Below are 24,433 nucleotides of genomic sequence, written 5' to 3'. Positions count from 1 at the left end.
AAAATAATCACAATGAAAAAAATATTCACAACCTTAATAATCGGAATTATAGTTGCTTCTTGTAGCGATAATTTTACAGATATTGCTCCTACATCAAATCGAAACGGGGCCGATTTTTACAATAATGCCAATGATTTTATTTTTGGTATTAATGCAAGCTATGCTGGCTTACAAGATAATGGAGTTTACGGAAGGGCATATTGGACGATGTTCGAAATGCGTGGTGATAATACTGACCAAGGTCCTGATCAAACTGGTTTAGCCAGGGTATTTACAGAAATTAATGCTTTTACTGAAGATGCTTTAAACGAACAGATAGACGCTGCGTGGATTGGGTCTTACAGGGTTATAGCCAATAGTAATGTCATACTGAATAGAATTGACCCAATAGATATGGACGCAACCCTAAAAAATCGAATTATAGGGGAAGCATTATTTCTTAGGTCATTGATTTACTATCATCTCGCTGTTGCATATGGTAACATTCCATTGCAACTCACACCTTTTATTCCTGGGGAAGACCTTATTCAAGTAGACGCAAATACGGTTTATCATCAGTTGGTAACTGATTTACAAACAGCTGAACAAAACCTTTTGGTATCGAATAACGATGTAGGAAGAGCAACAAAAGGGGCAGCAGCTACATTACTGGCTAAAGTATTATTAACTATGGGGAATAATAGCTCTGCAGAAACTGTGTTAAGACGTATTATCAGTGACTATAATTATAGTTTAATAGGTAATTATTCAGATTTATGGGGGGCAGCCAATGAAAATAATGCAGAATCTATATTTGAAGTACAATTTATAAGTGGCGGTATTGACCAAGGAAGCGCTTTTACTAATGATTTTTCACCAAGTGGGTTTTTACAGAACGGACAAGGATTCGGCAGAAATCGTCCTACACTAGTCATGCAAAATGCCTATAAAGCTAACGACCAAAGATTTCAACCATCTATGGGAACAACTTGGGTAAATCCTAATGATGGAGTTATTACTACTGCAAATTATGTTAGAAAATATGAAAGTAATCCTCCTTCTGAAAATGATTCAGATGTTAATTTCATAGTGTTTAGATATGCCGATGTCCTTTTAATGTTGGCAGAAGCTATTGGAGAATCACCTGAAAGCTACGGCTTGATAAATCAGGTAAGAAACAGAGCAGGGTTGCTTGACATTGATGCATCAACTCCTGGGAATTTTATGGAAAAACTATTACACGAAAGACAAGTAGAACTTGCCTTTGAAAATCATAGATGGCCAGATTTGAAAAGATTTGGAGTAGCAGCTCAAAAGATCAGTGAGGCAGAACCTTTCATTTCCCAATCAGCGGTGAGAAATTTATTTTTTATCCCTCAAAGAGAAATGGATATTAACCCCAACTTTGTACAAAACGGTAATTAAGTCATAAGTTGAATGTTTTTATTAAGTTAGTTGAATTTGCTTAGTCATGGACAAGCAGTCTCAGAAACTGCTTGTCCTCACTTTAATAACATATAAATGTAGTACTTATGATAAAAAAAGTCTTTTTATATACTTGGATAAATACGATACTTTTAGGTAGTATTGTGAAGATTGAAGCTCAAAATAAAATTGATAAAGAATTGAATATAATTGTTTTTGGAGCGCATCCCGATGATTGTGACAATAAGATTGGTGGCACTGCAGCACTTTTTGCAGAAATGGGACATCATGTAAAATTTGTTTCTGTTACTAATGGAGATGCAGGTCATTTTAATAAAGGAGGAGGCGCACTTGCAAAAATTAGAAGAGCAGAAGCTAAAGAAGCAGCAAAGAGATTAGGCATAGAAGCATATACTGTATTAGATAATCATGATGCTGAACTCTTCCCAACATTGGATGTAAGACACCAAATAATCAGAGAAATAAGAAATTGGAATGCAGATGTTGTGATTACGCATAGGCCTGTAGATTACCATCCAGATCATCGGTATACGGGAGTATTAGTGCAAGACGCAGCGTATTTGGTCATTGTTCCAAATGTTGCTCCTGATACACCTCCTCTTGAGAAAAACCCAGTATTTCTTTATTTACAAGACCATTTCCAAAAACCATATACTTTTCAGCCAGATATTGCTGTTGATATTACAAGTACATTGAATAAAAAAATGAATGGTTTAGACGCCCATGAATCTCAATTTTACGAATGGTTGCCTTGGACCGAAGGTGATTTAGCAAATGTTCCAAATGATAAATCCAAGAGATTTGAATATCTCAAAAAAATATGGGGTGGTAAAGGTACTATTACGTCTGAAATTAGACAATCTCTTATAAAATGGTATGGAACAAAAGTAGGTAATTCGGTTGAGTATGCTGAAGCTTTTGAAATATGCGAATACGGAAAACAACCAACAGATGAAGAAATTCTGGAACTTTTCCCCATGTTAAATTCTAAATAAAAAATAATGAAAAAAACAATAATAGTATTACTCCTGTTAGTTACAGGCGTATTTACAAACGCCCAAAATAGTCAAAATCAACCCTTAAAAATAATCGCTTTCGGGGCACACCCTGATGATTGTGATTCTAAATTTGGAGGAACTGCAGCAATATTCGCTAAGATGGGTCATAAGGTAAAATTTGTTTCACTCACTAATGGTGATGCAGGTCACCAAAGTGAAGGGGGTGGTGCTTTAGGAAAAAGAAGACGTGCTGAAGCACAAAGGGCTGGAAAAATTTTAGGTGTTACCTATGATGTTCTTGACAATCATGATGCTGAGTTAATTCCAACCTTACATGTAAGACATCAAGTTATAAGAAAAATACGTGAATGGGATGCTGATATCGTATTGGGGTTAAGGCCTAACGATTATCATCCTGATCATAGAAACGCCGGCGTAGTTGTGCAAGATGCCGCCTATTTGGTAATTGTTCCGAATGTAACTCCTGATACTCCACCGCTTAAAAAAAATCCGCTTTTTCTTTATATGAAAGATCGTTTTCAGAAACCATATCCATTTTCTAAAGATATAGCTGTAGTTATCGATAATGTTGTAGATAAAAAAATCAAAGCCCTTGCTGCTCATGATTCACAAATGTTTGAATGGTTGCCATGGACAAATGGTATGAAAGAAAGTGAAATACCAAAAGGAGCCGATGAAAAATTAGCATGGTTAAAGAAACGCTATGCGGCTCAAAAAAATTGGAGTGAAAATGATAAAGATGCTATAAAAAAATGGTACCCGGCTTTAGATCCCGCAAATATTAATCATGTAGAATTTTTTGAAATTTGCGAATACGGAAAGCAACCCTCAATAGAAGAAATAAAGCAGTTGTTTCCAATGATTGGAAAAAAATAGCATTGACCCTAGAGTGATGTGCTAAATTTTTAAAAATTTATTAACCCTTTCAAAAAAGTAAAAAAATGACCACAACTTCCAAAAGATATTACCATATCATAGGCTTAGTAATGCTCATATTTTTTGTTATATCATTTATTACAAATATCCTTAATTCAATTATTGTTGATGTAAGGGAAAGTTTTGATTTAAGCCTAACGCTCACAGGCTTATTGCCATTTGCTTTCTTTATCGCCTATGGTGTAATGTCTATACCTGCGGGATTTTTATCCGAAAAATATAGTGATAAAAAGCTTTTAGCATTTTCTTTTCTAGTCATGATTTTGGCATCTTTACTTTTCGTTATTTTTCCCGGATATCTGGCTTTTAGTATTACCCTTTTTAGTTTGGGCTGTAGCATGGCTATTTTACAAGTAATCATTAATCCTATGTTACGTGTTGCAGGAGGAGGAGAACATTTTGCATTTAATTCAGTCTTAGCACAATTAATTTTTGGTCTTGCATCTTTTCTAAGCCCTTATTTATATAAATATCTAGTCAACGATGTCACCAGAGATGAAAATAGTGTAGCTGTTATTTTAAAAAGTTTAGTACCAGATAACCTTCCATGGGTGTCATTATATGTGGTGTTTTCTATAATAGCATTTTTATTACTTATAATTGTTCTGGTTACTAAATATCCGAAAATTGAAAAGAAGGAAGATGAAAAGGCGGGAGATTCTAGTTCATACATTAAACTTTTAAAAAATAAATGGACACTCCTATATTTTATTGGAATCTTTTGTTATGTAGGTACTGAACAGGGCGTAGGTAATTGGATTTCACAATTTTTGCTTGAGTATCATAGTTTAGATGCACAAACTGTAGGAGCAAATACGGTTGCTTATTTCTGGGCAATGCTTACTATTGGATGTCTGTTGGGTTTACTTTTATTAAAGATAATGGACAGTCGAAAAGTTTTAATTTTTGCAACTGTTGCTACTATAATTTCATTGGTATTTGCTCTTACCGGAACTTCAGAAGTCTCTTTAATTGCATTTCCACTTATCGGCTTTTTTATATCAGTAATGTGGTCAATTATTTTCTCTTTGGGGCTCAATTCTATAAGAAATCATCATGGTTCGCTTTCTGGAATTTTATGTACTGGTATTGCCGGAGGAGCCGTCGTTCCGTTTATTGTGGGATGGCTGGGGGAAATTTCAAATTTAAGAACTGGTATGTTTTTTCTGATAATTCCTTTGATTTTCATCCTATCTGTTGGGTTTTGGGCAAAACCTTTAGTAAATAATAAAACGATCCAATTATAAAAAGAACTATAATAATTATGGACAGAGAATTGTTGGGTGTAGATATTGGAGGTACCAATTTTAAAATAGGACGAGTAAAGAAGAGTACAATTGAAGAGGAAATATGTGTAGGTGTTGATATCGGTTTGAATGAAGAAGAAACTATAAATAAGCTTATAAAAATTATAGATAGTGTAATTACTACCGATACTCAAGGCATCGGAGTTGGCGTACCAGGTGTTGTAGATAGTTTGACGGGAATTGTTTATGACGTTCAAAATATACCAGCATGGAAAGAAATTGCATTAAAAAAAATATTACATCAACGATACAAAATACCGGTATTTATAAATAATGATGCTAATTGTTTTGCTTTAGGAGAAAAAATATTTGGCAAGGGCAAAAATTATGAAAATTTTATTGGTCTTTCTATAGGAACAGGATTAGGAATGGGTATTATCATTAATAACCGATTATATAATGGAATGCTTTGTGGTGCTGGAGAAATTGGGATGTTACATTATAAAGATAGTATTATTGAGCAATATGCCAGTAGCTTTTTCTTCTCTAATAATTATGGCATTAGCGCCAAGGATTTGGGTGAGATAGCTAAAAAGGGAGATGTCTTAGGTTTAAATGCCTTTGTAGAATTCGGATTGCATCTTGGTGAAGCCATAAAGAATATTTTATACATGTTTGCACCAGAAGCTATTATTTTGGGTGGCTCAATAAGTAAAGCATATCCATATTTCAAACAGTCAGTAGAAATATCATTAAAGTCATTTGCCTATCAAAAACAAATAGAAAATTTAAAAATAGAGACATCCAATCAACCGGGATTGGCCATTTTGGGTGCCGCAGCTTTATGCTTGCAAGAACTAAATTACCCACTTTAACTAAATTAATATGAAAACTAGAATTATTTTTTTATTACTGTTATTTTTTATAATAAAAGGATATGCAATTAGTCCAAAACAGATACCTATTAAAATAGAAAATAATAAAATTGGAGCTCCAATTACAATTGGAATCCCTTTCCCAAAAGGCGAATTATTTTCTGTTGACAACATACGTTTATTTGGTAGTAATGGAAAAGAAATAGCCTGTCAAACTACTGAAGTAACAACTTGGCAACCCGCAGATGGCAGTATTAAGTGGATATGGGTCTTTTTCTTTTCAGAAAAATCATCTGATTATTTATTGGAATATGGAAATGAAATTGCACCAATTAAACTGAAAGAGCGAATTATCTCATCTAATAATATGAGACCTCGTGGAGGTATTACTGTAAATACGGGGCCTTTGTCATTTAGTATTAATAAAATGGGAAGTGGGTTTTTAGATGAAATTCATTTAGACTCAGATCATGATGGTAAATTTTCTAAAAATGAACTAATTTCATCTGCTCCAAACAACAAAAGAGGTACTTTTTTAGATATTTTGGATGATGCTGGTATTGATATGTCAAATGCAAAGATTCATGAGGTATTCAGAGAAAAAGGATCAGGGCCCTTACATGTTATTTTTAGAGTTGAAGGAACTTATTTTTATAATCAAAAAGATAATAATCCCTCTCCATTTGAAATCAGAATCCATGCTTATGCCGGTAAGACATATATCAAGGTGCTACATACTTTAATTTATACCGGAGTGCCGGATAAACACAAAATACAAGAAGGAGAGCATTATAACATAGCAACACAAAATGAAAAGATATGTTCTGAAGATACTGCTAATGACCCTGGATGGACGCAACCTAATGATCAAATATCTGGATGTGGGCTAAGTTTGGTTTATCATTTAGATAAAGATCAGCAAGTACTTACCCCTATTTATGATGATGAATGGTCAGTAAAAAATTCAAAAGAAAGAATTGTTCAATTTGATGCTTCTCTTATAGAGAAAACAACATTACTTCAAACAGGACCTAAACAAAACAATCCAACTGGCGTTTCCACTCCAACCGAGAGAATTAAAGGTTTTGAGGCAAAAGTGTATCAAAATAAAACCTCAATTGAAAGTGTACAAAAAGCAAAAGGTTGGATTGACATCTCAGATTCTTCTAAAGGAATTGCTATAGGAATAAAGAATTTCTTTCAAGAATATCCAAAGGAATTACAAATTGATCCAAAAACAGGGACAGTTACCGGGTATATATGGCCTACCGATGCTGATCCGATGAGTTTTGAAAGAAAAAACACTAAGAAAGATGGTGGTATGCTGGGCAATTTCGCACAAGGTGTTGCTAAAACAACAGAATTCATTTATTATTTTCATAATAAAGCAACAGGTAGTGAAATAGATAACATTATGGATTATTCGTTAAAATCGCCGGTTGCACATACATCCGCCGAATGGTATACAGGTTCTAAGGTGTACGGAAATATGGCGCCGTTTTCTAAGAAACATCCTGAATATGAAAATGCCCTTCAATATAAATATGATTGGTGGATTTATAATCAAAATTGGGAAGCTTGGTATGGGATGTTTGATCATGGTGATGGTAAAGCTTATTATTTTAATGGAAAATGGTATATGTGGAATAATAATGAGCCTACTATAGACTTTATGTTCTGGACAAATTTTATGCGAACAGGAAAAGCTGAATATTATTATGCCGCTCAAAATATGAGTAAGCATACCATGGATGTTGATAATATTCATTGGCCAAAAAAACGAAAATATATAGGAGAAAACAATGATGCCATTGATTATTGGAATTATGAAGATGAAGAAGCATCAACTCCATATCTTGGCATAGGAAGAAGACATGGCAGGGAGCATTGGTCTGCGCTGCTGAGTGCTCATGTGTGGGTTCAAGGCTGGATTGCATCATATTATATAACCGGAGATGGAAGAGCCCTTGAAGTAGCAAAAATGACTGGTGACACCTATATAAATAGAATTTGGGGAGATCACGATCTAAGGGGGAGGCGACTTTACTTGTCTATCCTAAATTTAATTGAAATTTATGATGCCACTAAATTGGAGAAATACAAAAAGGAACTTGATGATAGAATTCAAGTATTACTTTCTCTGCAAAAAGAGCAAGGGGGAAATCTTATATTGGATAGATATGGATATAGTCAGAATTATGCTACCAAAGGCTTATATAAATATTGGCAATTAACGAATGATAACAGTGTTAAAAAAGCACTAGTAGATCATGCTCGTTGGGTAAAAGATTTACCACCTTTAAATCATGAAATGGAATCTTACTTAGCTACCATTTACTCTTTAATTCTGGGATATGAGTTTACAGGGAATCGAATTTACTTAGATGAGGCCCTTGAAAGAGCTAAAGTGTTGAAAGTTGATCGTTTAAATGATAATTTCACTAATCAAAAAGAATATAGTGAAGCACTATTAAATATTTCTAAATTACCAACTGGCGAAGATGGAGCACATACTATATGGAAAATTGATAATGGGTTAAGAGTTTTTGGTTGGACACATGCCTATAACATCCCTTATCTCTTATATTATATAGACCAAGCTAAATAATTAAGATGAAAACCACAGAGACTCAAGCCAAAATTAAGTTTTCTCAACCTGGTACTTTTGAAGATATAAGATTTGAAAAAATACATAATGTCGTTTTTTCAAATTCAGAGGAAGGATCAATTTGTGTAGCGGCAGAAATGGCTGAATTAATTAAAAGTAAACAAGAAAATAATAAACTTTGTATTTTGGGTCTCGCTACAGGTTCTTCTCCAATAAAAGTTTACGAAGAATTGGTTCGCATGCACAAAGAAGAGGAATTGAGTTTTTATAATGTGGTTACTTTTAATTTAGATGAATATTATCCAATGGATAAAGATAGTGTACATAGTTACTATTATTTTATGCACCAACATTTATTCAACCATATAGATATCAGCGCTGAAAATATTAATATTCCGAACGGAACAATTTTACAAGATGATTTACACCAATATTGTATAAACTATGATTTAAAAATTAAAGAATATGGTGGATTAGATTTTCAGCTTTTAGGAATTGGAAGGACTGGGCATATTGGATTTAACGAACCTGGTTCACATTACAATTCAGGGACAAGAAGTATTACCCTAGATCATTTAACAAGAGTTGATGCTGCCCCATCTTTTTTAGGAATGGATAACGTGCCTAAAAAAGCCGTTACAATGGGTATTGGTACAGTTAAAAAAGCAAAGCGGATTGTATTATTGGCCTGGGGACACAATAAAGCAATTATTGTAAAAAAAACTATTGAAAGAGAAATTACATCCGATGTGCCTGCTTCCTATCTCCAAGAGCATTCAAATACTACCTTTGTGTTGGATGAAGGAGCATCGTCAGAATGCACCAGAATTAAAAAACCTTGGATTGTTAACAGTTGCGTATGGAATGAAGAATTAAAAGGCAAAGCTATAATATGGCTATGTGGGAAAGTTAAAAAGCCTGTACTTAAACTTATAGATAAAGATTATAACAATCACGGAATGGCCGATTTACTCTCACAAGAAGGCTCAGCTTATGATCTAAACCTCTGGATGTTTAATTGTTTACAGCATACCATTACTGGGTGGCCTGGTGGAAAGCCCAATGCTGATGATACTTACAGACCAGAACGAGCCAACCCAAAAAAGAAGAGAGTCCTTATTTTGAGTCCACATCCGGATGATGATGTTATTTCTATGGGAGGAACATTAGACCGACTAGTGGAACAGGGTCATGAAGTACACGTGGTGTACCAAACATCGGGTAATATAGCAGTAACTGATGAAGAGGCTCTTAAATATGTTGAAGTTTGTAAAGAAATATTGCCAACATCTGTGCAAAAAGTGGTTCAACAGATTATAGATGTTACAAAAAGGCATGAAGCAACCAAAATTGCCCCTCCTGCCGTTCGTAACTTAAAAAGAATTATTAGGGAAAAAGAATCTTTAGCGGCGATGCGTTTTTTGGGTGTTCCGGAAAAGAATGTGCATTTTTTAAAAATGCCATTTTATGAGACGGGTACTGTGAAAAAAAATAAATTAAGTGAGGAAGATGTTAAGCTATTGGTCAATATAATAAAAGAGATTAAACCTCATCAAATCTATGAGGCTGGAGACCTATCTGACCCACATGGCACGCATAGAACATGTTTAGATGCCTTGCAATTGGCTTTAAAAGAATTAAAGAACCAACCCTTCTTTAAAGATTGTTGGATTTGGCTTTACAGCGGTGCCTGGGATGAGTGGAAAATACATGAAATTGATATGGCAATACCGTTAAGCCCTGATCAGGTAATAAAAAAACGGCATGCTATTTTTTACCTCCAATCTCAAAAGGATAGAGTAATGTTTCAAGGTGATGATTCTAGAGAGTTTTGGGTACGTGCAGAGGATAGGAACACGAATACCGCATTAAATTATCAAGCCCTTGGAATGGCAGAATACTCAGCTATGGAGGCTTTTAAAAGAATGATACTTTAGCACTTAAACCATATACTATATTGACTACTTCACATATAAAAGGTACCATTAATATGAAATTGATTATTATTGGGTTGTTTATTTTTTTTGGAATGATTTTCTTTATTGACCTTCAACCAGGCAAGCCAGAGATAACCTATACCGCAGCTATAGCAGGGCTTATGGCTTTTTGGTGGGTAAGTGAAGCATTACCAATTGGGGTAACATCTTTATTGCCAATAATACTCTTTCCTGTTTTAGGTGTTTTAGATGGTAAAGCAATTTCTAGTGCTTATATAAATTATGTCATTTTTTTATTTATTGGCGGATTTATTATGGCCTTAGCCATGGAGAAATGGGATCTTCACAAAAGAATTGCGTTAAAAGTGTTGTCAATTGTTGGGGGCAAACCATTCATGATTTTATTTGGGTTTATGTTTTCATCGGCATTTTTATCAATGTGGATGTCTAATACAGCTACCGCTATGATGATGTTGCCAATAGCGTTCTCAGTTACAGCGGCATTAGAAGAAGTACATGGGAAACGGAAAATAAGTACTTATGCTTCTGGTTTATTGTTAGCCATAGCATATTCATGTTCCATAGGAGGCATTGCAACTTTGGTAGGAACGCCTCCTAATCTTTCATTTTTAAGAATTTTCGAAATTATTTTCCCAGCAGCCCCAGAAATTTCATTTGGACAATGGTTAACTTTTGCATTTCCAATTACTATAATAGTTTTTATTTTCACCTTGTTTTTCTTGTATTATATTTATAGACCAAAAGAAAAAATTGAGACATTAGAGAAGTCATTTTTTATAGATAAATATAAAGAGCTAGGGAAGGTGACTCCAGAGCAAAAGAGAGTATTTGGGTTATTTATACTTTTAGCTTTATTATGGGTGTTTAGAAAACGTATTGATTTAGGGTTTATGACTACTCCAGGCTGGAGTACATTACTTAAAAACCCGAAATTTATAAATGATGGTACTGTAGCCATTTTTGTGGCCGTATTATTATTTATTATTCCATCTAGTAAAAAGAGGGAAGCACTAGTTAGTTGGAAAATTACTCAAAAGTTACCATGGCATATTGTGTTTTTATTTGGAGGAGGGTTTGCTTTGGCAAAAGGATTTCTGGATTCTGGATTATCCAATTATATTGGAAACTTATTAGCAGGAGCTGGGAATTTTTCGCCAACAATGCTCGTAGCATCTTTAACGGTAATAATGTCCTTATTAACCGAATTTACGTCAAATACGGCTACAACAGAAATGATGTTACCAATAATCTCAGGTTTAGCTACTGAAATAAAAATTAATCCGTTATTAATAATGCTGTCAGTAACATTAGCAGCTTCGATGGCGTTTATGCTTCCCATTGCAACACCACCAAATGCCATAGTTTTTGGTACAGGGAAATTGAAAATGGCACAAATGATTAAAACTGGATTATTTATTAATCTTTTTGCAATAATTATAATTACGATTTTAACATTAACTTGGGGGGCTTTAATCTTTGATATTGACCCAAGAGTATTCCCAGAATGGGCCAATCAGGCCGTCACAAACCCAGAACATTAAAAGATAGCATGAAAGAATAAGTACTAAGTGATAATGAATTGCTGTGCGCAGCAAATGGAATTTAATAGAAAACAGAAACAAAGTATGCATAATTAAATTCAATAAAAATAAATTACGGTCATCCACATTTTTTATATTGCCAGATAGTACCACTATACCTTATGATACTGGTGAGTTACACAAATCTCCGATTATGGCTTGAAATAGATCCCTTCGACTTCGCTCAGGGCAGACTATCCTTCCCAGAGTATCGGGGAGAGTTAGCTGAAAGTAAAGCCAAAATCGGAGATTAAGTCCGCTCGTTCGGAATTCCATTAATGCATTTAGTTCCACTTTCTGCTATTTAAGATTTCACATATCAGGTTTTTAATTCACTGTCCCGAGCCACCATCATCACCATTTTTTGACAGCAAAACAACAACATTCAGCTTTGAACGACTGCATAAAACCAGGGACGCCAAAGCATCCTTTTTTTTATAAGTCTAATCAAATCTGAATATTGAATCACACCAAGCATCAAAAAAAGATAACGACGAAGGCCTTTATGGGAAGTAAATCAAAATATAGCATTATAGATTTCCTTATTAATTAAATGATATATTTTACATGTTGCATCACTTTTGTCACAATCATACTATATAAACATTATACCGTTCAATACAGGATTCACTATCGTCATCATTAGAAAAAAATGAACAGAAGGATTTTGAAAAAGATTTTCATGTTTGATGGATTAAATTCCAAATATACAATCTATTAGTTGCCCAAAACTATTTGTGATTTTTAATGAAGTGTTTAGTAAATCGTCTTGAAAATTGATTTATTTTTCTTATTTTTCACAAAACCTTTCTACATCCTACTTGTAATTTTTGAAAAAATGCAAGATAAATTCATCCAGTACTTAAAAGCAAAAGCACAAGACAGCACGTCGTTTGTTGAAGGCATAGCAAGTGTTTTAGATATTGGTTACGATGCTGCCTACAGAAGAATTAATTTAAAAACCAGCCTATCTTTAGAAGAAAGTGTAAAACTTGCGAAGCACTACAAAATTTCATTAAACAAATTATTTGAAGTTGGAAGTCAAACTACCATTCTTGCCGATTTATCGCCACCAATACATAATAAAGAAGGTCTAGACAAATGGTTAGAAGAATCTTATAACAATGTGTTTCCTTTAACCAAACTAAAAAGCGCATCTATTATATATTCTGCAAAAGATATTCCTCTCTTTCATACGCTTAAAGACTCCTTTTTATCACGGTATAAAATATATGTTTGGTTAAAGGATGTAGACTCAGAAATGACACGAAACAAACTTACCTTTGACGACTTTATAAAAGACATACCAGAATCTTTACTGGAAAATGCCTTTAAGCTTGGTGAGGTTTACAAAAACATTAACATTTCAGAAATTTGGAACAATACGACTATAAACGGCACGTTACAGCAAGTGCTGTATTATTTCGAAGCAGGCACCCTCTCTAAAGAATTGGCCTTACTTATATGTACAGATATTGCAGATGTGATTCACCATGTCGAAAAACAGGCCATACTACAATCGTTAATTGGTTCTAAAAACAAGGCTTTTTATAATTTATATATTAATGATATTCATACCATGAGTAACACCATTATGGTTAAAACCCCTCATCAAAAAATATTTTTCACACCCTTTACTGTCATCAGTTATTTTAAGATAGAGCATCAACCCACATGTGAATTGATGTTTGAATTTTTCGAAAAACAAATGAGTATTTCAAAGTTGTTGGTAAATGCCGGTGAAAAAGACAGATCCCTGTTTTTTAATAGGATGCATCAAAAAATAAACAGACTTCGAGAACGCATTATTATGGACAACGATGCCTTTGATTTTGAGTAAATTGATTACTTGACAAAAGTTTAAAACCCGAGCCATTTGGAAGTCTCAATTTTTTTAGTTATATTATTAGCTATGATTCATGCAGACAAAGAGAAATACTCAGACATTTTAAACGACTCAATTACCTATTTAGAAAACCGTGGTTTTGAAAATATTAAAGCGGATACAGAAGGCTACCCTACCCCAAAATCTTATCATAAGGCAGGAAGTGACATTACCGTTACTCCAGATATTACGGCAGATAAGGAAGGTAGGAAACACATTTTTGATATTAGTTTAAAATCAGAAAAACCTAAATTGCTAAAATCTAAACTTTTGTTTTTAAACACTTTAAGCGCTTTAAAATCGTATCGGTTTAGAATTATTACCTCACGAGGGCATTTTCAATTTACAAATACCATGTTGGAAGATATCAACCTAACAAATAAAAGTTTAATAAAAATTTAATTTGTTGTAACATTTTTTGATATTTCTACGTATAACTATACAGAAAGGATTATTCACCCTAAATTTACAGGAGAACTTTAGATGAGACAACTTAAAATTACCAAGCAGGTTACCAATAGAGAGACCGCTTCTTTAGACAAATATCTTCAAGAAATTGGAAAGGTAGATTTAATTACCGCAGATGAAGAAGTTGAATTAGCACAACGCATTAAGGCTGGCGATCAATTAGCTTTAGAAAAGTTGACCAAAGCTAACTTACGTTTCGTAGTATCTGTGGCTAAACAATACCAAAATCAAGGTCTTACTTTACCCGATTTAATTAATGAAGGTAACTTAGGGTTAATTAAAGCTGCGCAACGTTTTGATGAAACGCGTGGTTTCAAGTTTATATCTTATGCCGTTTGGTGGATTCGTCAATCCATTCTTCAAGCCTTGGCAGAACAATCTCGTATTGTACGTTTGCCGTTGAACAAAATTGGTTCTATCAACAAAATCAATAAAACATTTGCCTTCTTAGAGCAAAGTCATGAGCGTCCACCTTCTGCAGAAGAGATTGCAAAAGAGTTGGATATGACTATTAATGATGTTAAAGAGTCTATGAAAAACTCTGGACGCCACGTAAGTATGGATGCCCCTTTAGTTGAAGGTGAAGATTCAAACTTATATGACGTATTAAATAGTGGAGAGTCACCAAATCCAGATAGAGAATTATTACACGAATCCTTACGCACCGAGATTGAGCGCGCTTTGGAAACCTTAACACCTCGTGAAGCTGATGTCATTCGTCTTTATTTTGGATTGGGCAATCAACACCCAATGACTCTTGAAGAAATTGGTGAGACCTTTGACTTGACCCGTGAGCGTGTTAGACAAATTAAAGAAAAAGCTATTCGTAGGTTAAAGCATACGTCTAGAAGTAAAATATTAAAGACATATTTAGGATAGTATTGTAAATACTACTAAATTACGACGACAAACAGTTACACATAACTGTTCGTTTTTTGATTGATGAAAGAACCCCCGGCTGATTACCGGGGGTTTGTTTTTATATTCCACGTTGCCATATTACTTCTACCCACTAATGAAGCAATTCAGCTACATTTTTTAGCATTAGAGCACCATTGCCAGTTTAGTTCAGTTTACATTTATAACATGATTAACCTGTTGCTCTTTTTGAACGCATACCACCCCCCCTTTTTAAGTAGAAATATACAGCGACTTATAGTAGTACTATTAAACTTAATTTAAATCCCAAATTTATGATTTACACGATTTGTTATGTGAGTTCAGCATCACACACCATTCAAGAAGATGAATTAAATTCATTATTTGAATCTACCAAAACACTTAACCATTTGAACTCAATTACCGGCATCCTACTGTACCTAGAAGGGAACTTTCTTCAAATCCTGGAAGGTGAAGAAAGACAACTAAAATCTTTAATGGAAAAAATTGAGATGGACGATAGACATCATAATATCATTATTATACTCAATAAAAAAAATAAAGTTCGTATTTTTAAAGAATATAATTCAGGGTTTAGCATCATAAAATCAAAAAGTAATTTAGCAGATTTAAAAACGTATTTATATCAAAACAATTCACCTTATGCTAAACCTGTTTCAAGAATTATAGAACCTTTCTTATTGTAAATTATGAGCTCAAAATTAATAGCACCCTCTATATTAGCCGCAGATTTCGCCAATCTTGAGAGAGATATACATATGGTAAATGAAAGTGAAGCAGATTGGTTTCATATTGACATCATGGATGGTGTTTTTGTACCAAACATTTCGTTTGGAATGCCTGTTTTAAAAGCTATTACGAAACATGCAAAAAAAACGATTGATGTACATTTAATGATTGTTGATCCAGATAGGTACATAAAAACCTTTGCCGATTTAGGGAGCAATATCCTAACCGTGCATTTCGAAGCTTGTACCCATTTACACAGAACGCTCCAAGCCATTAAAGCTGAAGGTATGAAGGCTGGTGTTGCCCTAAACCCACATACCAATATTAATGTATTAGAAGACACTATTAACGATATTGATTTAGTGTGCCTTATGAGCGTGAACCCCGGTTTTGGAGGTCAGAGTTTTATTGAGCATACGTACAATAAAATTGAACAGCTTAAAGCATTAATACAAAGAAAAGGAGCCCATACTTTAATTGAAATAGACGGCGGAGTTACCGACAAAAATGCGACCGCCTTAGCCAAAACGGGAGCAGATGTTTTGGTTGCGGGAAGTTTTGTTTTTAAAAGCCCAAACCAAATGGATACCATAAAAAATTTGCGATCTATTGCAAATTCTTAAAACTGATTGACAAAATAGTTTAATAAATCTGTAGTGGTCACCATACCCACTAAAGTCTCATCATCCACTACTGGTAGGGCATGATAATCACGTTTAGATAAAATTTCGGCAGCTTCTTTAATTGGGGTGTCACTACCTATAGTTTCAACATTCTTAACCATCACCTGCTCTATCGTAAACATATTATAAACTACAGATTCTACATTATGCTCATCATTAGTTACATTTGCAAAACTAATTTTGAGCAAATCTGAATAACTCAATATCCCTATAACAGCTTCACCATTAACTACAGGAATATGCCTAATATGATGTCTTTTAAAAAGCGTTTCTGCCTTTTCTAAATCATCAGCTCTTGTTAAAGCAATAAGGGTTGTGCTCATTATTGTTGATACGGGTTCTCGTTGTTTCATGTGTTTATTGCTTTTTATTGGTCACATGCGACATCCATTTAATCATTTCACTTGGGTATCAAGTTTTAGTTACGGATGTTTCATATCTTAAAATTTATAGTGCAATTATAACTGAGAGGTTTTGTTTATGGTTTTTAAAAACTATCCGATTGTAATATTCAGAAAAACATAACACACCACACTTGATATTAAAATTGTTTTAGTAGATAACGTATCAAATCTGTTGTGGTCACAATTCCAACAAGCTTATTATTATCTACTACGGGCAATGCATGAAACTCTTTACCGGCTAAAATTTCAGCCACTTCCTTTATTGAATTTGAAGAAGACACGGACTCTATTTTTTTCTTCATAACCTGGTCTATCGTGAACATGTTATATATCAACACCCCTTTTTCATCATCCAAGTCATCTGTGACATCAGCAAAACTTAGACGCAATAAATCGGTATAACTAAGCATTCCAATTATGACTTGATTCGTTACAACTGGAATATGTCGAATCTTATTCTTTTTAAAAAGTTGTTCTGCTTTTTCCAAACTATCTCCTCTATTAAGTGTAATGACATTTTCAGTCATAATCATAGACACTGGCGCTTTTCGTATCATATCTAAGGTGTTATTTATTGAATACCATTAAAAATATGAAAACCATGACTTACAAAGTATGATAATTGTCATGATATCTAAAAGGAAGGAAATAGTAGTTCGATTTATAAAGGGAATTGACAACCAAACCTTGTAAAAAAAGGAAATAAAAAAATCCTAATACATTATTAAATAACATATTAGGATTATTGTTGCGAGCCATATAGACCTGACTTCAAACCAAATATTGAAGCTTTTTAAGAATTTAAACGAAAAACCATATTAATATATATGTATAAATTAAAGGGTTCTGTCTCATCTAAATAAGAAAAAACTAATCATTTATCTTTAGCAACAAAAAATATGTTCAGAGGTCATAGCTTCCCAAAGGCAATTATTCTTCAAGCTGTGTATTTTAAATTCAGATTCGGATTAAGTTATAGAGATATTGAAGAACTAATGGCCATTAGAGGGGTCAATGTTGACCATGCAACCATACAACGTTGGGTTTTTAAGTTTACACCACTGTTAGAAAAAGAATTTAATAAACGAAAGAAAGCGTTGGTAAACGCTGGCGTATGGATGAAACTTATATCAAAGTTATAGGTCAATGGCACTATTTATATAGAGCAGTCGACAAACAAGGCAATACAGTTGATTTCTTGTTAACCAAAAGAAGAATTTCTTTTGAACGTCTTTTTTAACGGTCTTTTAAAATCAGAACAAGATAAAATTGAGTTTCTAGAAAAGCTATTGAAAGAAAAATATAATATTGAAAGGGAATCGTTTTTAAATGATTCCCTTTTTACTTTTAGGCTACTTCTGAAAAGTCTATAAACTTTGACACACATTATCTGAATCGTTTTTTGCGCTCAAAATGGATAATCCGGTAAAAGTGGTTCTTCCTCATATTTGGGGAAATCCACAAACATTGGTTGGCGTCTTATATTGTTGATAGTCAGATAAATAAAAGCATATTCTTTTGTTTTGTAAGACCATATTTATTATCTTTAAGTAGTTATCAGACAACTACTTATGACCATAAAACGACTGATTGGCATGCCTGTGCTAATTGTAAATAATATTGATTACTCTTGCTCCATTGTTAAAATATACGCATCAGTAAAAGCTAAGCGATCAAAATGTCCGAAATGTGAAAAATATAGCAATAAAGTCCACGATCATTATACCCGAACACTATCAGATCTTCCAGTATTTCAAAACAAAACCACTATTATCCTAAAGACGCGCAAATTTAAATGCCAAAACCCACAATGTAACCGAAAAGTATTCTCAGAACAAACACCATATATTCTGAGGTATTCAAGAAGGACAAAAAGGGTATCAAAGATACTGGATGCCTTGTCAATTGAATTAACAGGAAAACTGGGCAGTATACTGTCTAAACAACTACTAATTTCGGTTAGCAGCCCAACCATTACACGAATAGTCCACAGACAACAACTACCACCAATAATACAGCCAAAGGTGCTTGGCGTTGATGATTTTGCATACCGAAAAGGGATAAGTTACGGAACCATCCTCATTGATATGGAGACTTCAAAGCCTATTGATATTTTACCTTCGAGACAGGGCCAGTTCGTATGCTTCTGCTATCAATGAAGTTTGTCCAAATGCTGAACAGGTCGCGGACCGATTTCATTTATTAATGAACCTATCCGATGCTTTGGACAAGTATTTCAAAAGTGTGAATCCAAAAATTAAAAAGCTTATTAAAGATAAAAGCAATGGGCTTTTAAATATGTCCGATGGTCAGAATGCAGGCTGTGATAAGGGAAAAAAGTCGCAACCATTATCAAAAGTCCAAAAAATAGTTGAAATAAAAGTAGACCAGAGGCAGGATACCTTCAATAAGGTTAAGGAATTACAGGCTAAGGGCATATCTAAACGAAAGATTGCAAGGGATTTGCGCATAAGCCGTAATACTGTTCATTCATATCTCCCACTAGAATCATTACCTCCCAGAATAAGCTCTAAGTCAACCAATATTGAGTTATTTGCCCAGCACATTGTTGCTCGATTAAATGACCAAGGATATATGATGAAAGATATAATAGACGAGATTTATGAATTGGGATACAAAGGAAGTAGAACGCAGGCTTACCACAATATAAATATCATAAAGGAAAGATTTGAAATATCCACGCCGGATTTTGCACAAATTCAAAAATCCCCTATATAAAACCCTTAAGTTCAAGGACACTGGCTAAATATATTGGTTCTTGCTTAACTGTTATTAAAGATCCTGATGAGCGAAAGTATCCACAAACACTATTAGATAATATATCAGAACTACAGGTCATTCGAAAATTGGTGCAGATTTTCAAAACGATGTTAAAAAGAGGATGTGGCAATATAAACCGATGGATTGAATTTATAAAACGCTCAAAATACAAAATGCCGGGCTTAACCTCTTTTGCCAATGGTTTATTGAGGGATATTAAAGCCGTTAAAAACGGAATTAACATGCCCTGGAGCAATGGTGCTGTGGAAGGCCATGTAAACCGGATAAAGAGTATAAAAAGACAAATGTATGGCAGGGCTAGCTTTGATCTATTGCGTAAGAAGGTGATATTATCTCAAACTGGTTGATGTTTCCCCAAATATGAGGAAGAACCGTAAAAGTGAACCACCTATTCCGGATTATCCAAATAGTTCCTTATCACTTCTTCATTTGCATATTGCCCTACCGTATTTACATAATAACCATCTGACCAAAATTGTCCTCCCCATAATTGCTCTTTTACTTCTGGATAAAGACGGAAAATCTTCCTTGCTAATATACTCTTGATAGTTTGTACTATTTGTTTTGGAGAATACATTGGAACACTTTGAACTAAAAAATGAACGTGATTCTCATCTGAACCTATCTCTAAAAACTTTATTTCAAATCGCTTTTCAATATTTTCCATTAATTTCAAAGAACTGGATCATTTGATGTAAGCTCATAGATTGAGATGCTGCATTGTTCTTGCAGAATATTCTAAATTTCTGAACGGTTGCGGCTTTTATCTTTACAGTCACAAATGCTTCTTTTTTCACGTCCTTTATCCATTTTTTACTAAAAATTTTATTAGTTTTACTGGGCTGTCAGCATTTTTTAGTAAAAACTTAAAAACACCTTAAATCTAAAATCCCCCAAAACCCTTTGTTTATGGGCTTTTCGAAGCAATCTAAAAATGCAACATCGCTTTAGCGTGTTACCCTCTTGCTCTACAAATCTTGTCAGTAAAAGGCTGACAAAATTCTCCAACAACTGATAAAAAATCAGTTGCTCATTTACTAGATTACTAGTCTTATTAATGTATGAATTTCATGAGTAAATCAAAAATGTATTTTGGTATCAAATGATGTGCTTTGACTTTAACACGGTCTTCTACTTCATAATCACTTAATCCATACCAAGTTTGAAGTAAGCTCATCTTAAAAAGCAGTAAACCATTGTAACTGGCTTTCCTGTGGCACTTTTCCTTTGCTATAGTGCTTGTTTATGACTTTTATGATGGATTGCCAATCTAAAAGTGTATTAATTTGAGTGAAAAAGGTACGCTTTATTTTTCGTGAACGGATATCGCAAATGCTATCAGCTAAGGTTGGGTGAGTTACTAATTCCATAAACAAAAGATACGAAATTTATTAAAAACTCGCAATGCCTTGCAACGGTCTTAACTTGTGCTTAAAAGTTAAAAAAAACTTAAAAGACCTAGTTATCTAGCGCTTCAATTTCCAACTGGATATCTTCCCATTTACTCATAAATCCCTGTAAATCAGATTTCTTTTTTTGATAACTCTCAAAAAAATTCGATTTAGAAGTCACTTCCTCATAGTTTATTTCAAGATCTAAATCTATCTTTTTTATATCGCGTTCCAACTGATTGATTTTAGACTCGACATTGCTCAACTTATTGTTTAAGGATTTTAGCTTTTTTTGGTCTTCATAAGATTGCTGTTTTTTCACTTTAGGTGCTGTTTTAACCACGGTGCGCTTTTCAACTTCACGCAAACTTTCAACTTTACGTTGGTCTAAGTAATAATCTATATCACCCAAATATTCTTTAATCTTATGGTCCTTAAACTCGTACACCTTGTTAGTTAATCCTTGCAGAAAATCCCGGTCGTGCGATACTAAAATAAGGGTGCCTTCAAAACGATTCAAGGCCTCCTTCAAAACATGTTTAGATTTGATGTCGAGGTGGTTGGTAGGCTCATCCATGATTAAAACATTAAAGGGTTGCAACATTAATTTGGCCAATGCCAATCTGTTGCGTTCACCACCCGAAAGTACTCTAACGTATTTATCGGCTTCATCGCCCCTAAAAAGAAATGACCCCAAAATATCTCTAACCTTACTTCGGTTAGTTTCATTAGCGGCATCAATCATGGTGTCTAAAACCGTTTTATTCCCATCAAGATATTCCGCTTGATTTTGAGCAAAATAGCCTATTTGAACATTATGCCCCAGTTTTAAATGTCCGTCATACTTAATATCTCCTACTACAATTTTAGCTAGAGTAGATTTACCTTGACCATTTTGACCAACAAAAGCTGTTTTGCTATCGCGCTCTATTAGTAAATCTATATTTTTTAAAACTTGGTTATTACCATAGTTTTTTGAAATACCTTCAGTTTCGATAACTACTTTTCCAGGCGTTATTGAAACAGGAAAATTAAGTGTCATCACACTATTATCATCTTCATCAACCTCGATTCTGTCGATTTTATCTAATTTTTTAATCAACGATTGCGCCATAGTGGCCTTTGAAGCCTTTGCTCTAAACTTTTCAATAAGCTTCTCTGTTTGCTCTATTTGTTTTTGCTGATTTTTTTGAGATGCCAATTGTTGGGTTCTTAACTCCTCCCGAAGCACCAAGTATTTTGTGTAAGGTTTAGGATAGTCATAAATACGCCCTAATGAGATCTCAATGGTTCTATTGGTCACGTTATCTAAAAACATTTTATCGTGAGAGACAATAACCACAGCACCAGGATAATTTTTAAGAAACCCTTCCAACCAGATAATAGATTCTATATCTAAATGGTTTGTAGGCTCATCCAATAATAGGATATCGTTATTCTGAAGTAGTAATTTGGCCAATTCTATTCGCATTCGCCAACCTCCGGAAAATGTATCAGTCAATTTATCAAAATCCTCACGTTTAAAACCTAAGCCTTGTAAAATTTTCTCAGTATCCCCTTGATAATTATAGCCTCCTAATATTTCATATTGATGTTGCAGCTCATTAATATCTACCATAAGCTGATGATACCCATCACTTTCATAATCGGTACGTTCAGCAAGTTGCGTATTAACGGTATCCATTTTGGACTCTAACTGCTTAATTTCAACAAAGGCTTCGTAGGCTTCCTCTAAAACAGTTCGCCCTAATACAAAATCGATATCCTGCTTTAGAAATCCGATCTTGAGTTCCTTATCTGCAGCTATCTGGCCTGAGTCTGGTTCCATTTCTTTTGATAAAATTTTAAGCATCGTAGATTTACCTGCGCCATTTTTACCAATAAGACCGATTCTATCTCCATTCCCTAGTTTGAAGGTGATATCTTCAAACAGGTATTCGCCCTGAAATGAAATGGATAAGTTGTGAATGTTCATCATAGAAATGTAACTTTTTTTTACTGAGTTTTCGTGATTTAAATAGTATTTTTACTCAATATTTGCGGTTGCAAAAATACATAATTATTATGTTTAATAAAGGAACAAAATTATATAGTATTTTAACGGGTACTTGCCCAAAATGCCATGAAGAAAGCATGTTTGTAAATAAAAATCCCTACGTGCTTTCCGAAGCGTTACAAATGCACGAAGCTTGTAGTAATTGCGGAACCAAATATAAAATGGAACCCTCTTTTTTTTATGGCTCTATGTACGTGAGTTACCCTGTAGGTATTGCTTTTGCAACAGCAGCTTTTGTAATATCGTATTTTGTATTTAAAGCGAGTATTCATGTGATTTTCATTTCAATAATAGCGACGCTGATCGTTTTTATGCCAATTATATTAAGGCTTTCAAGAAATATTTGGATTAACTTTTTTATGCATTACGATAAATCCTTGGCAAAAAAGAATAATTAGAATTACTTATTCAAAGCGTTTAATATCAATCTCCCTATCCATAGGTTCTCCGTTTTCAATAAAGTTGTATAGTGCTTGGGACACGTAAGGTCCAATCATGACGCCACGAGTTCCTAAGCCATTAAGAACATACATGTTTTTATGAGCTTTGTGCTGCCCAACTAGAGGACGTCTGTCCTTAACCGTCGGCCGCACTCCGGCAACGTGATTTACCACTTCATAGGGACAACTAATAATGGTGTTCAATTTACTTAAAAGGCTTTCTCTAGCAGTTTCTGTGATGCTATTAGAGGTGTCTTTCCAATCATAGGTGGCACCAATAAGATACAGATCGTCTTCTAGCGGAATGATGAAAACGCTCGATTTTAAGACATAATCCACTTTTAATTGTGGCGCGTGAATAGTGAGTAATTCCCCTTTTGTAGGCACTAATGGTAAATTGCTGAAGTATGGATTTTTTATAACACCAAAGCCTTCAGCAAAAACTATAAACCGCGATTCAGTAGTTTTATATTGAACGACCTTATTATTCAAATTAATTTGATCGTAATCAAAACGAGATTCAATGAGTAGATTGTTTTTCTTCAAAAATAACTTATAATTATCAATGAGAGTATTTGTGTCTATTCTGCCTGTTTTAAAAACTTCTCCAAAACCCAAAGGTGCACTAATGCATGCTTTTGAGTTTTTTACTAATTCTGTAGAAAGATATTTTGAAAGTTGTGGTTTGTCGCTTGCCATAAACCAATCATTCTGTTCTTCTAAGGATGCAAATTTTCTATAGACCGGGATTTTATAATCTAATTTGACACCTAATAGAATTTCCAGTTGTCCATACATATTTAGAGCTACTGACAGTTGTTCTTTACTTTTCCAAACGCCTGTAAAACGCTTTAATACTATGGGATTATACAAGCCCCCTGCAACCACAGAGGATTGCTGAGACTGATCGTCAAACACGACGAACGTCTTGTTGTGTTTTCTCAATTGTTCACAAAAGCTGATTCCTGCTAAACCAATGCCTACAATGATATAATCTACAGTCATAATTTTGCGAAGTTACGTAGAA

General features: G+C 34.1%; 26 protein-coding genes and 2 pseudogenes. 20 read left to right on the top strand and 8 right to left on the bottom strand.

Annotated features, from left to right (window positions below):
- Positions 1-12: 12 nt before the first annotated feature.
- The 13 genes from FAF07_RS12175 (at position 13) to rpe (ending at position 16,253) form a co-directional block, all read left to right on the top strand.
- Complete coding sequence (locus FAF07_RS12175; protein ID WP_142785362.1) at positions 13-1,404, top strand: RagB/SusD family nutrient uptake outer membrane protein; 1,392 nt, start codon at positions 13-15, stop codon at positions 1,402-1,404.
- Between the two features lie 107 nt (positions 1,405-1,511).
- A complete protein-coding gene (locus tag FAF07_RS12170) occupies positions 1,512-2,420 on the top strand; it encodes a PIG-L deacetylase family protein (RefSeq protein WP_142785361.1) in 909 nt (302 codons plus the stop codon).
- 6 nt (positions 2,421-2,426) lie between these two features.
- Positions 2,427-3,320, top strand: coding sequence for a PIG-L deacetylase family protein (locus tag FAF07_RS12165; protein WP_142785360.1), 894 nt, complete (start codon positions 2,427-2,429; stop codon positions 3,318-3,320).
- Positions 3,321-3,385: 65 nt separating this feature from the next.
- Positions 3,386-4,627, top strand: a complete 1,242-nt coding sequence (locus tag FAF07_RS12160) for an MFS transporter (RefSeq protein WP_142785359.1) — start codon at positions 3,386-3,388, stop codon at positions 4,625-4,627.
- Between the two features lie 17 nt (positions 4,628-4,644).
- The gene (locus FAF07_RS12155) at positions 4,645-5,502 is read left to right on the top strand and encodes an ROK family protein (protein WP_142785358.1); all 858 of its coding nucleotides are present in this window, start codon (positions 4,645-4,647) and stop codon (positions 5,500-5,502) included.
- A gap of 10 nt (positions 5,503-5,512) precedes the next feature.
- Entirely contained in the window at positions 5,513-8,110 is a 2,598-nt protein-coding gene (locus FAF07_RS12150) for an exo-rhamnogalacturonan lyase family protein (RefSeq protein WP_142785357.1), read from the top strand.
- Between the two features lie 5 nt (positions 8,111-8,115).
- Positions 8,116-10,047 carry a glucosamine-6-phosphate deaminase gene (gene nagB / locus FAF07_RS12145; protein ID WP_142785356.1) on the top strand — a complete coding sequence of 644 codons (1,932 nt, stop codon included), beginning with the start codon at positions 8,116-8,118 and terminating at the stop codon, positions 10,045-10,047.
- A 53-nt stretch (positions 10,048-10,100) separates the two neighbouring features.
- A complete protein-coding gene (locus FAF07_RS12140; RefSeq protein ID WP_142785355.1) occupies positions 10,101-11,609 on the top strand; it encodes an SLC13 family permease in 1,509 nt (502 codons plus the stop codon).
- A gap of 877 nt (positions 11,610-12,486) precedes the next feature.
- Positions 12,487-13,488, top strand: coding sequence for a hypothetical protein (locus tag FAF07_RS12135; RefSeq protein ID WP_142785354.1), 1,002 nt, complete (start codon positions 12,487-12,489; stop codon positions 13,486-13,488).
- A 72-nt stretch (positions 13,489-13,560) separates the two neighbouring features.
- On the top strand, positions 13,561-13,935 hold the full coding sequence (locus tag FAF07_RS12130; RefSeq protein ID WP_142785353.1) for a hypothetical protein: 375 nt from the start codon (positions 13,561-13,563) through the stop codon (positions 13,933-13,935).
- Between the two features lie 81 nt (positions 13,936-14,016).
- Entirely contained in the window at positions 14,017-14,880 is an 864-nt protein-coding gene (locus FAF07_RS12125; protein ID WP_072402889.1) for a sigma-70 family RNA polymerase sigma factor, read from the top strand.
- A 314-nt stretch (positions 14,881-15,194) separates the two neighbouring features.
- Complete coding sequence (locus FAF07_RS12120; RefSeq protein WP_142785352.1) at positions 15,195-15,587, top strand: BLUF domain-containing protein; 393 nt, start codon at positions 15,195-15,197, stop codon at positions 15,585-15,587.
- Between the two features lie 3 nt (positions 15,588-15,590).
- Positions 15,591-16,253 (top strand): ribulose-phosphate 3-epimerase, encoded by a 663-nt coding sequence (gene rpe, locus FAF07_RS12115; protein ID WP_142785351.1) that lies wholly within the window; start codon positions 15,591-15,593, stop codon positions 16,251-16,253.
- Here rpe and FAF07_RS12110 read toward each other — a convergent pair.
- Together FAF07_RS12110 and FAF07_RS12105 are read right to left on the bottom strand one after the other, a co-directional pair.
- Positions 16,250-16,666: a CBS domain-containing protein gene (locus tag FAF07_RS12110; protein WP_142785350.1), complete on the bottom strand. Its 417-nt coding sequence runs from the start codon at positions 16,664-16,666 to the stop codon at positions 16,250-16,252. The genes rpe and FAF07_RS12110 overlap by 4 nt on opposite strands.
- Before the next feature lie 188 nt (positions 16,667-16,854).
- Positions 16,855-17,274, bottom strand: coding sequence for a CBS domain-containing protein (locus tag FAF07_RS12105; RefSeq protein ID WP_142785349.1), 420 nt, complete (start codon positions 17,272-17,274; stop codon positions 16,855-16,857).
- A 342-nt stretch (positions 17,275-17,616) separates the two neighbouring features.
- Between FAF07_RS12105 and FAF07_RS12100 the strand changes: the two genes are divergently transcribed.
- The 6 genes and pseudogenes from FAF07_RS12100 to FAF07_RS18695 all read left to right on the top strand — a co-directional run bounded on the left by FAF07_RS12100 (position 17,617) and on the right by FAF07_RS18695 (position 19,866).
- On the top strand, positions 17,617-17,859 hold the full coding sequence (locus tag FAF07_RS12100) for a hypothetical protein (RefSeq protein WP_221930755.1): 243 nt from the start codon (positions 17,617-17,619) through the stop codon (positions 17,857-17,859).
- Positions 17,832-17,957, top strand: a complete 126-nt coding sequence (locus FAF07_RS19105; RefSeq protein WP_221930754.1) for a DDE-type integrase/transposase/recombinase — start codon at positions 17,832-17,834, stop codon at positions 17,955-17,957. The genes FAF07_RS12100 and FAF07_RS19105 overlap by 28 nt, the downstream gene beginning before the upstream one ends.
- Positions 17,958-18,288: 331 nt before the next feature.
- On the top strand, positions 18,289-18,876 hold the full coding sequence (locus tag FAF07_RS12095; RefSeq protein ID WP_142785348.1) for a transposase family protein: 588 nt from the start codon (positions 18,289-18,291) through the stop codon (positions 18,874-18,876).
- A pseudogene (locus tag FAF07_RS19100) lies at positions 18,869-18,922 on the top strand (hypothetical protein); the annotation flags it as partial. The gene FAF07_RS12095 and the pseudogene FAF07_RS19100, both read left to right, overlap by 8 nt.
- Positions 18,923-19,456, top strand: coding sequence for a hypothetical protein (locus FAF07_RS12090; RefSeq protein WP_246067694.1), 534 nt, complete (start codon positions 18,923-18,925; stop codon positions 19,454-19,456). It begins immediately after the preceding pseudogene.
- A gap of 149 nt (positions 19,457-19,605) precedes the next feature.
- A complete protein-coding gene (locus FAF07_RS18695) occupies positions 19,606-19,866 on the top strand; it encodes a transposase (protein WP_221930751.1) in 261 nt (86 codons plus the stop codon).
- A 50-nt stretch (positions 19,867-19,916) separates the two neighbouring features.
- On the opposite strand, the pseudogene tnpA reads toward FAF07_RS18695, so the two are convergent.
- The 5 genes and pseudogenes from tnpA to FAF07_RS12070 all read right to left on the bottom strand — a co-directional run.
- A pseudogene (gene tnpA, locus FAF07_RS12080) lies at positions 19,917-20,177 on the bottom strand (IS200/IS605 family transposase); the annotation flags it as partial.
- Positions 20,173-20,298, bottom strand: coding sequence for a BfmA/BtgA family mobilization protein (locus tag FAF07_RS18690; protein WP_394344976.1), 126 nt, complete (start codon positions 20,296-20,298; stop codon positions 20,173-20,175). The gene FAF07_RS18690 and the pseudogene tnpA, both read right to left, overlap by 5 nt.
- A gap of 275 nt (positions 20,299-20,573) precedes the next feature.
- Positions 20,574-20,696 (bottom strand): hypothetical protein, encoded by a 123-nt coding sequence (locus FAF07_RS18995; protein WP_262710931.1) that lies wholly within the window; start codon positions 20,694-20,696, stop codon positions 20,574-20,576.
- Between the two features lies 1 nt (position 20,697).
- Positions 20,698-20,889: a hypothetical protein gene (locus FAF07_RS12075; protein WP_142785345.1), complete on the bottom strand. Its 192-nt coding sequence runs from the start codon at positions 20,887-20,889 to the stop codon at positions 20,698-20,700.
- Positions 20,890-20,977: 88 nt separating this feature from the next.
- Entirely contained in the window at positions 20,978-22,888 is a 1,911-nt protein-coding gene (locus FAF07_RS12070; protein ID WP_142785344.1) for an ABC-F family ATP-binding cassette domain-containing protein, read from the bottom strand.
- Between the two features lie 86 nt (positions 22,889-22,974).
- On the opposite strand from FAF07_RS12070, the gene FAF07_RS12065 reads away from it, so the two are divergent.
- Complete coding sequence (locus FAF07_RS12065; RefSeq protein WP_142785343.1) at positions 22,975-23,364, top strand: DUF983 domain-containing protein; 390 nt, start codon at positions 22,975-22,977, stop codon at positions 23,362-23,364.
- 6 nt (positions 23,365-23,370) lie between these two features.
- Here the strand turns inward: FAF07_RS12065 and FAF07_RS12060 are convergent, their stop codons facing one another.
- On the bottom strand, positions 23,371-24,411 hold the full coding sequence (locus FAF07_RS12060; protein WP_142785342.1) for an NAD(P)/FAD-dependent oxidoreductase: 1,041 nt from the start codon (positions 24,409-24,411) through the stop codon (positions 23,371-23,373).
- Positions 24,412-24,433 lie beyond the last annotated feature (22 nt).

The sequence above is a fragment of the Changchengzhania lutea genome (assembly GCF_006974145.1).
GTDB lineage: Bacteria > Bacteroidota > Bacteroidia > Flavobacteriales > Flavobacteriaceae > Changchengzhania > Changchengzhania lutea.
Note: the sequence above shows the minus strand (reverse complement) of the source record. Positions and strands in the feature narration are given on the sequence as shown.